The sequence below is a fragment of the Serratia sp. TSO36 genome, from assembly GCF_057808395.1.
Genome location: NZ_JBJZOU010000051.1, coordinates 1 through 304 on the forward strand (window position 1 = coordinate 1; position 304 = coordinate 304).

Here is a 304-nt window from a genome sequence, read left to right on the forward strand (position 1 = left end):
ACTCCCATGGTGTGACGGGCGGTGTGTACAAGGCCCGGGAACGTATTCACCGTAGCATTCTGATCTACGATTACTAGCGATTCCGACTTCATGGAGTCGAGTTGCAGACTCCAATCCGGACTACGACGTACTTTATGAGGTCCGCTTGCTCTCGCGAGGTCGCTTCTCTTTGTATACGCCATTGTAGCACGTGTGTAGCCCTACTCGTAAGGGCCATGATGACTTGACGTCATCCCCACCTTCCTCCAGTTTATCACTGGCAGTCTCCTTTGAGTTCCCGGCCGAACCGCTGGCAACAAAGGAT

The 304-nt window shown here is 53.3% G+C and carries 1 rRNA gene; it reads right to left on the bottom strand.

The features are described 5' to 3' along the window. Nucleotides 1–304 (bottom strand): 16S ribosomal RNA (locus ACK3CV_RS25400); the annotation flags it as partial.